Source organism: Thermophilibacter sp. ZX-H3 (genome assembly GCF_052599055.1).
This window is the reverse complement of record NZ_JBQXES010000021.1, coordinates 20,838-27,541: the sequence shown is the minus strand read 5'-3', so window position 1 is coordinate 27,541 and position 6,704 is coordinate 20,838. Positions and strand designations below refer to the sequence as shown.

Genomic DNA, 6,704 nt, shown 5'->3' with positions numbered 1-6,704 from the left:
CGTGCCCTTTTTTGTCCCCCGCCGCCCCCCGCAAAAACACCCCCCCCCCCAGTGGCGCAAGCGGCAGACGCCGGTGGCGCGGGCGACTACGAGAAGATCTGGGCGAGCTCGGTGGCGTCGCTTGCCGCCCAGCCTTCGTCGGTCTTGGAGTAGCCAATCTCGATTGGGGTCTGCTGGAGCTCGACCCCGTCGAGCGTCTCCATGATGACCTCGCCGATGCGGGCGTTGAGGGCCTCCGTGTCACCGAGCAGCTCCAGGCCGGACGGGTCGTCCATCAGCTCGGTCATGAGGTCGGCCGCGGCCTGCTCGATCTGCTCGTTGAAGTCGGCCGCGGACTTGCAGGTCACGGTTACCGAGGCGACGGCACTCGTGCCCTCGTCGTCGACCGCGATGTCATCGATCGTGTAGTCGAAGCCGTCGAGCAGGGACGTGACCACGTCCGATGCCTCGATGCCATAGTCCTCGAGGCCGATCGTGCCCATGCTGCCGACGAGCTCCTCGACCGTGGCGTCATCGAGCTCCTTGACGCGGTCGAGGTTTGCCGCGAGGTCCTCGCGGATGAGCTCCTCGGGGCTGGGGCCGGAGCACGCCCCCAGCGCAAGGCCTGCGCCCAGGGCGAGCACGGCGGCGATCGAGCAGGCCAGCACCTTTAGGACTCGGTTCTTCATGACGCTCCCATCTCCCTTCGTTGCCTTCCCTGGCATGAGTGTATCAGCTTTCTTTCAGCTACCGGCCTGCGTGCGGCGGGTGGGGGAAACGGCTCGGCAAGGTGCCGCCCGCGTAATCAAACGGACACCTCACCGATTACGTTGCGTAATGAACGGGGCCGTTGACTAACATTCCTCATACTGTGCCGAGGTCGAGGGGACCCGGCGCGTACGACTCCCCGATGTGCAAGGAGAGGGCCTATGGCAAGAATGCACGTCATGGAGCAGAGCGAGACCCAGGCAATCATGTCGAGCATGCACGAGATGCTCGAGAAGCGCCTCTCGGTGAGCTCGCTCGCTCCGTGCCCCGTCGAGTTCACGGCCTCATATGTGGCCATGTGCGCGACGCAGAGCTGCGGCAAGTGCACGCCGTGCAGGAACGGTCTGCGCATGCTGCGTCACCTGTTCAACGACGTCCTGAACAACCGCGCCACGATGGAGACGCTCGACCTCATCGAGTCCACCGCCCGCACGGTGTATCTCTCGAGCGACTGCGCGATCGGCTACGAGGCCGGCGAGGTGGCCCTCATGGCCATCCGCGGCTTCCGCGACGACTTCGAGCACCACGTGCAGAAGCACGCCTGCGGCTTCTCGCAGCACCAGACGGTGCCGTGCGTCTCCGGCTGCCCGGCCGGCGTGGACATCCCCGGCTACATCGCGCTCGTCGAGGCCGGCCGCTACACCGAGGCCGTGCGCCTCATCCGCAAGGACAACCCGCTGCCGCTGGTCTGCGGCCTCGTCTGCGAGCACCCCTGCGAGATGCACTGCCGCCGCGGCATGGTGGACGACCCGATGAACATCCGCGGCCTCAAGCGCTACGCCGTGGACCACGCGGGGGACTACCGCCCCATCATCAAGGCCCCCACCAAGAAGACCGTCGCGGTGATCGGCGGCGGCCCGGCGGGCATCTCCTGCGCCTACTACCTGACCCTCATGGGCCACAAGATCAAGATCTTCGAGCAGCGCGCTCACCTTGGCGGCATGCTGCGCTACGGCATCCCCAACTACCGCCTGCCGCGCGAGCAGCTTGACTCCGAGATCCAGTGGATCCTCGACTGCGGCATCGACGTCGAGCTCAACCACAGCGTGGACGGCGAGGAGATGAACCGCCTGCGCAAGGAGTTCGACGCCGTCTACCTGGCCATCGGCGCCCACGCGGACAAGAAGCTCGGCCTTCCGGGCGAGGACGCCGAGGGCGTCATGTCCGCGGTCAAGCTCCTGCGCGACATGGGCGACAACAACCCGCCCGACTTCAAGGGCCTCACGGTCACCGTCGTCGGCGGCGGCAACGTGGCCATGGACGTGGCCCGCACCTCCGTGCGCCTGGGTGCCGAGAAGGTCATCATCGCGTATCGCCGCCGCGTGGCCGACATGACGGCCCAGGACGAGGAGATCGCCGGCGCCGAGGCCGAGGGCTGCGAGGTTATGGACCTCAACGCCCCCAAGGAGGTCGTCGTCGACGAGAACAACCACGTCATCGGCCTCAAGGTGGAGCCGCAGATCATCGGCGGCCTCAAGCGCGGGCGCCCCGCTCCGCGCGCGGCAGAGGGCGGCGACATCGTGGTCCCGTGCGACCGCGTGATCGTGGCCATCGGCCAGGACATCGACTCCGCGACCTTCGAGGAGCAGGGCGTGCCCTGCAAGTGGGGCCGCATCGTCACCGACTCCGACGGCGCCGTGCCCGGCCAGGACGGCCTCTTCTCCGGCGGCGACTGCCAGAGCGGCCCGGCCACCGTCATCCGCGCCATCAACGCGGGCAAGGTCGCTGCCGGCAACATCGACAACTACCTCGGCTACAACCACCAGATCGAGCTTGACGTGGAGCTGCCCCCCGTGCAGTTCAAGGGCAAGATCTCCTGCGCCCGCTGCGAGATGCGGGAGCGCGAGGCCGCCGAGCGCATCAACGACTTCGACATCGTCGAGAACGGCCTCACCGACGAGGAGGCGCGCCAGGAGGCTTCCCGCTGCCTGCGCTGCGACCACTTCGGCTTTGGCGCGTTCCGCGGGGGGAGGATCGAGCAGTGGTAAACCTCACCATCGACGGCCGCGCCGTGAGCGTGGCCGAGGGCACGTCCATCCTCGACGCCGCCGCCGCCGTGGGCATCAAGATCCCCACGCTCTGCTACCTCAAGGACCTCAACGAGATCGGCGCCTGCCGCGTCTGCGTGGTTGAGATCGAGGGCATCGACCAGCTCGTCGCCGCCTGCAACAACACCGTGCTCGAGGGCATGGTCGTGCGCACCAACAGCCCCAAGGTGCGCGTTGCGCGCCGCATGAACATGGAGCTCCTGCTCGCGACGCACGACTCCGAGTGCACGAGCTGCGTGCGCTCCGGCAACTGCACCCTGCAGTCGCTGGCGGCCGACCTCGGCATCACCGAGCTGCCCTACGAGAAGCGCCTCATGCACGACCCGTGGGACAAGAGCTTCCCGCTCATCCGCAACAACGACAAGTGCGTCAACTGCCTGCGCTGCATCCAGGTGTGCGAGAAGATCCAGGGACTCGGCGTCTGGGACCTCGCCAACCGCGCCACGCACACGAGCGTGAACGTCCGCGGCGGGATGACCATCCAGGAGTCCGACTGCACCCTCTGCGGCCAGTGCATCACGCACTGCCCGACGGGGGCCCTGCGCGAGCGTGACGACACCCAGAAGGTCTTCGACGCGCTCGCCGACCCGGAGAAGGTCGTCGTGGTGCAGATCGCGCCGGCCGTGCGCGCCGCCTGGGGCGAGAGCCTGGGCCTCCCGCGCGAGGAGGCCACCGTCGGCCGCCTCGTGGCCGCGCTGCGCCAGATGGGCGTGGACTACGTCTTTGACACGGACTTCTCGGCCGACCTCACCATCATGGAGGAGGGCACCGAGCTTCTGCACAAGCTCGCGCACCGCGCGGAGGATCCCGCTGACGAGAAGAACGCGTTCCCGATGTTCACCTCCTGCTGCCCGGGCTGGGTGCGCTACGTCAAGGCGGTTCGCCCCGAGCTTACCGACCAGCTCTCCACGGCCAAGTCCCCGGGCCAGATGTTCGGTGCCGTGACCAAGAGCTACTTCGCCGAGCTCAAGGGCATCGACCCGCACAAGATCTTCTGCGTGGAGATCATGCCGTGCACGGCCAAGAAGCACGAGGTCGCCATCCCCGTCATGAACGACGCCTGCGGCGACCCGGACGTTGACGTCTCGCTCACCACGCGTGAGGTCGACCGCATGATCCGCGCCGAGCACATCGACGCCACCACGCTCCCCGAGGAGGAGTTCGACCAGCCGCTCGGCACCGCCACCGGCGCGGGCGTCATCTTCGGCGCCACCGGCGGCGTCATGGAGGCCGCGCTGCGCACCGCCTATCACGTGGTGACCGGCGAGACCCCGCGTCCCGACGCCTTCTCCGAGGTCCGCGGCCTCGACGGCTGGAAGGAGGCCACATTCGACCTCGCGGGCACGCCGGTGCGCGTGGCCGTGGTCCATGGCCTCGCCAACACCGCGTTCCTTCTCGACGCCATCGCCGAGGGCGCCGTGGAGTACGACTTCGTCGAGGTCATGGCCTGCCCCGGCGGCTGCGCGGGCGGCGGCGGCCAGCCCATCCACGACGGCGAGGAGCTGGCGGGCGTCCGCGGCGACGTCCTCTGGGGCCTCGACCGCAGGGCGAAGCTGCGCAACTCCTACGAGAACCCCGCGATTCAGGCCATCTACAAGGACTTCCTGGGCGAGCCCAACTCCGAGCTCGCGGAGGAGCTCCTCCACACCGACCACCACGCCTGGTCCATGCATTAACGTGGAAAAGGGACAGTCCCTTTTCCACGCTTGGGCCCGAGCCGTCTACCCCCGCGGCTCGGGCCCTCTCTTAAGGCGGTATGCTTGGCGTATGATGCGCGCGAACGAGAGAGGGATTCCATGCACCTGAACGAAGCCCAGGCCAATCATCTCTATGATCTACTGAGCGCCCTCGTGCTCTCCGCTAACCAGGCGTTTGGGATCGTGCCTGACGAGAGGCTCCTGCTCCCCGACGGCTCATTTGACCTTGACGCATGCAGGGAGGTGCTCGACTGCGTCTGGGATGACCCCGCCCTCATCGATGAGCTGACCGAGAGAAACCCTCTGGGTCTCCCGCCGCGCGTCCTCTCCGAGCTTACTCCCTGGAAGGATCGGATAACCGGACCTCAGCTGCTGCTTGGCTACGACCGGCGCGGCCGGGCGCTCTTCTCTGTCGGGGAAAGCAGGGTGGCCGTCATGGGGGTCACGCAAGACATCGAAGAGGTGGTTCCGGAAGAGCCCCCGACGGTTGTCCTTGTCACGCTGCTGCCGTTTGCCGGAGCGGTTGTCTACGACACGATGGTCCGCCTCCCTCCGGTGAGCTATGGTCCCGGCCTCAGGGAGATGATGGAGGGGGAGGCGCGAGAGTCTGCCGGCTACCCGCTCGTGGAGACCGCAGACGACTTCGTGTCTCTTGCGCGTCGGGTGAACGCCCAGCACGAGAAGGACGACTGGGAGCGCTTTCAGCGTCAGATGGACCGGGAGCGCTGGGAGCGCGACGGTACGGAGCCCATGGTCAAAGGCGTGCATCGTGGAGAGCTCGCGGGCCTTTCCGACGAGATGCGCGAGAAGCGTGTCAACGAGCGGCTCCAAGAGACATGGTACGGAAGCGAGGAGAGAGATCCGGCGGCGGAGCTTGCGAGGCGCGCTCAGAAGGTTGCCCCCGTGCGCACGCTCGCGGATACGCTTGCCACGGACAAGAAGGCCGACCTTGAGCGGGACGCTCGAGGGCTCGGCATCAGCGGGACCTCGTCCTTGAGAAAGGCGCAGCTGGCAGAGAGGGTTGCGAGCGAGTGGCTGAGCGACCAAGAGATTCTGCGCAACACGCTCGTCACGTGCTTCAAGGCCGAGTACGTCACCTTCCGAGAGCTGCTCGCCGCTCCCGACGGCCACGTGGAGTTTGCCGAGAAGGACGTGGGGCAGCATCGCTCCCTCATGCCCTGCCCGCCCATCTCGCGCCTCTATCTGCACGAGGGGACCTTCACGGCCCTTGTCCCCGATGAGCTGCGCTCTCAGGCAGAGTCGCTCGACTTTGACCAGATTGAGGCTCGCCGTGCCCGCGTCGAGCGGGTGGGCCATCTCTCGGAGGTTCTCGTCGAGCTCTGCGGCGCCTCTGCGGTCCGAGACCTCCCCGCTCGCTACGAGGAGCTCTATGGAGAGAAGATCGACCTCGACTGCCTTGTCGACGACCTTCTCGTCCTTCAGAAGCGTCAGGGCAGCTATCCCACCTTCGAGCTCTGGCTTGACCGCCAGGCCGAGGGCTATGACGCCGCTCAGGACAAGGCCGCCTTTGCCTACGTCATCCACTACAGCCTCGGCGATGCCCAGATCGGCGAGGACATGTATGGCGACGTGCTCGCCGACCTAGAGGCGAAGGGTGAAGAGGTCACACGTGACGGCGTGAGCAAGGTCCTCGACAAGCTGGAGTGCCGCATCGAGCGGGAGCAGGCCACGCGCGACAAGATGCTGCGCGCCCTTATCGCCGAGCATGAGCGAAAGGCGGAGTACGGACCCCTCCCGCTGGGCCCGTCGCTTGCGACCGAGGAGGCCTATGACTGGAAGCTCCGGCTGCCCGAGGTGGCGAACTTGCGCAGCTGGCTCGACGCGCACGTTCCAGATGACGAGGACGACTATCTCTACGCCGACTATGTGATCGAGCAGCTGCTTGACGTCCAGATGGGAAGCTCGCGCCCGACCGAGATCGTTGAGGTGGCGAGCGATCTGGGCGTCTTCGAGACGACGGAGGACGTCGAAGGCGCTCTGGGCCGTACCATGGCAATGGCCAACGCCCTTCCCGACTGGTGGAACAACGGCTGGTCACCTGATGCGCTCCACGAGAAGGCAACGGGCCGAAAGGTCTTTCGCAATCCGGATGGAACGCCCATGAAGATAGGGCGTAACGACCCCTGTCCCTGCGGGAGCGGCAGGAAGTACAAGAAGTGCCACGGACGCTAATGACATGGGGGCGACTCCA

General features: G+C 66.8%; 4 protein-coding genes. 3 read left to right on the top strand and 1 reads right to left on the bottom strand.

The window, feature by feature from the left end; all coding sequences use genetic code 11:
- Positions 1 to 86 precede the first annotated feature (86 nt).
- Positions 87 to 668 (bottom strand): hypothetical protein, encoded by a 582-nt coding sequence (locus tag ACULPM_RS09235; protein WP_445331604.1) that lies wholly within the window; start codon positions 666 to 668, stop codon positions 87 to 89.
- Positions 669 to 908: 240 nt separating this feature from the next.
- Between ACULPM_RS09235 and ACULPM_RS09230 the strand changes: the two genes are divergently transcribed.
- The 3 genes from ACULPM_RS09230 (at position 909) to ACULPM_RS09220 (ending at position 6,685) form a co-directional block, all read left to right on the top strand.
- Entirely contained in the window at positions 909 to 2,735 is a 1,827-nt protein-coding gene (locus ACULPM_RS09230) for an NAD(P)-binding protein (RefSeq protein ID WP_445331605.1), read from the top strand.
- Entirely contained in the window at positions 2,729 to 4,471 is a 1,743-nt protein-coding gene (locus tag ACULPM_RS09225; protein ID WP_445331606.1) for an NADH-dependent [FeFe] hydrogenase, group A6, read from the top strand. Before ACULPM_RS09230 ends, ACULPM_RS09225 begins: the two co-directional genes overlap by 7 nt.
- Before the next feature lie 120 nt (positions 4,472 to 4,591).
- Positions 4,592 to 6,685: a YecA family protein gene (locus ACULPM_RS09220; RefSeq protein ID WP_445331607.1), complete on the top strand. Its 2,094-nt coding sequence runs from the start codon at positions 4,592 to 4,594 to the stop codon at positions 6,683 to 6,685.
- Positions 6,686 to 6,704: the final 19 nt, after the last annotated feature.

Coding starts and splice junctions, on each gene's coding strand:
- ACULPM_RS09235 (WP_445331604.1), bottom strand. CDS start 668: ATGAAGAACCGAGTCCTAAAGGTGCTGGCCTGCTCGATCGCCGCCGTG.
- ACULPM_RS09230 (WP_445331605.1), top strand. CDS start 909: ATGGCAAGAATGCACGTCATGGAGCAGAGCGAGACCCAGGCAATCATG.
- ACULPM_RS09220 (WP_445331607.1), top strand. CDS start 4,592: ATGCACCTGAACGAAGCCCAGGCCAATCATCTCTATGATCTACTGAGC.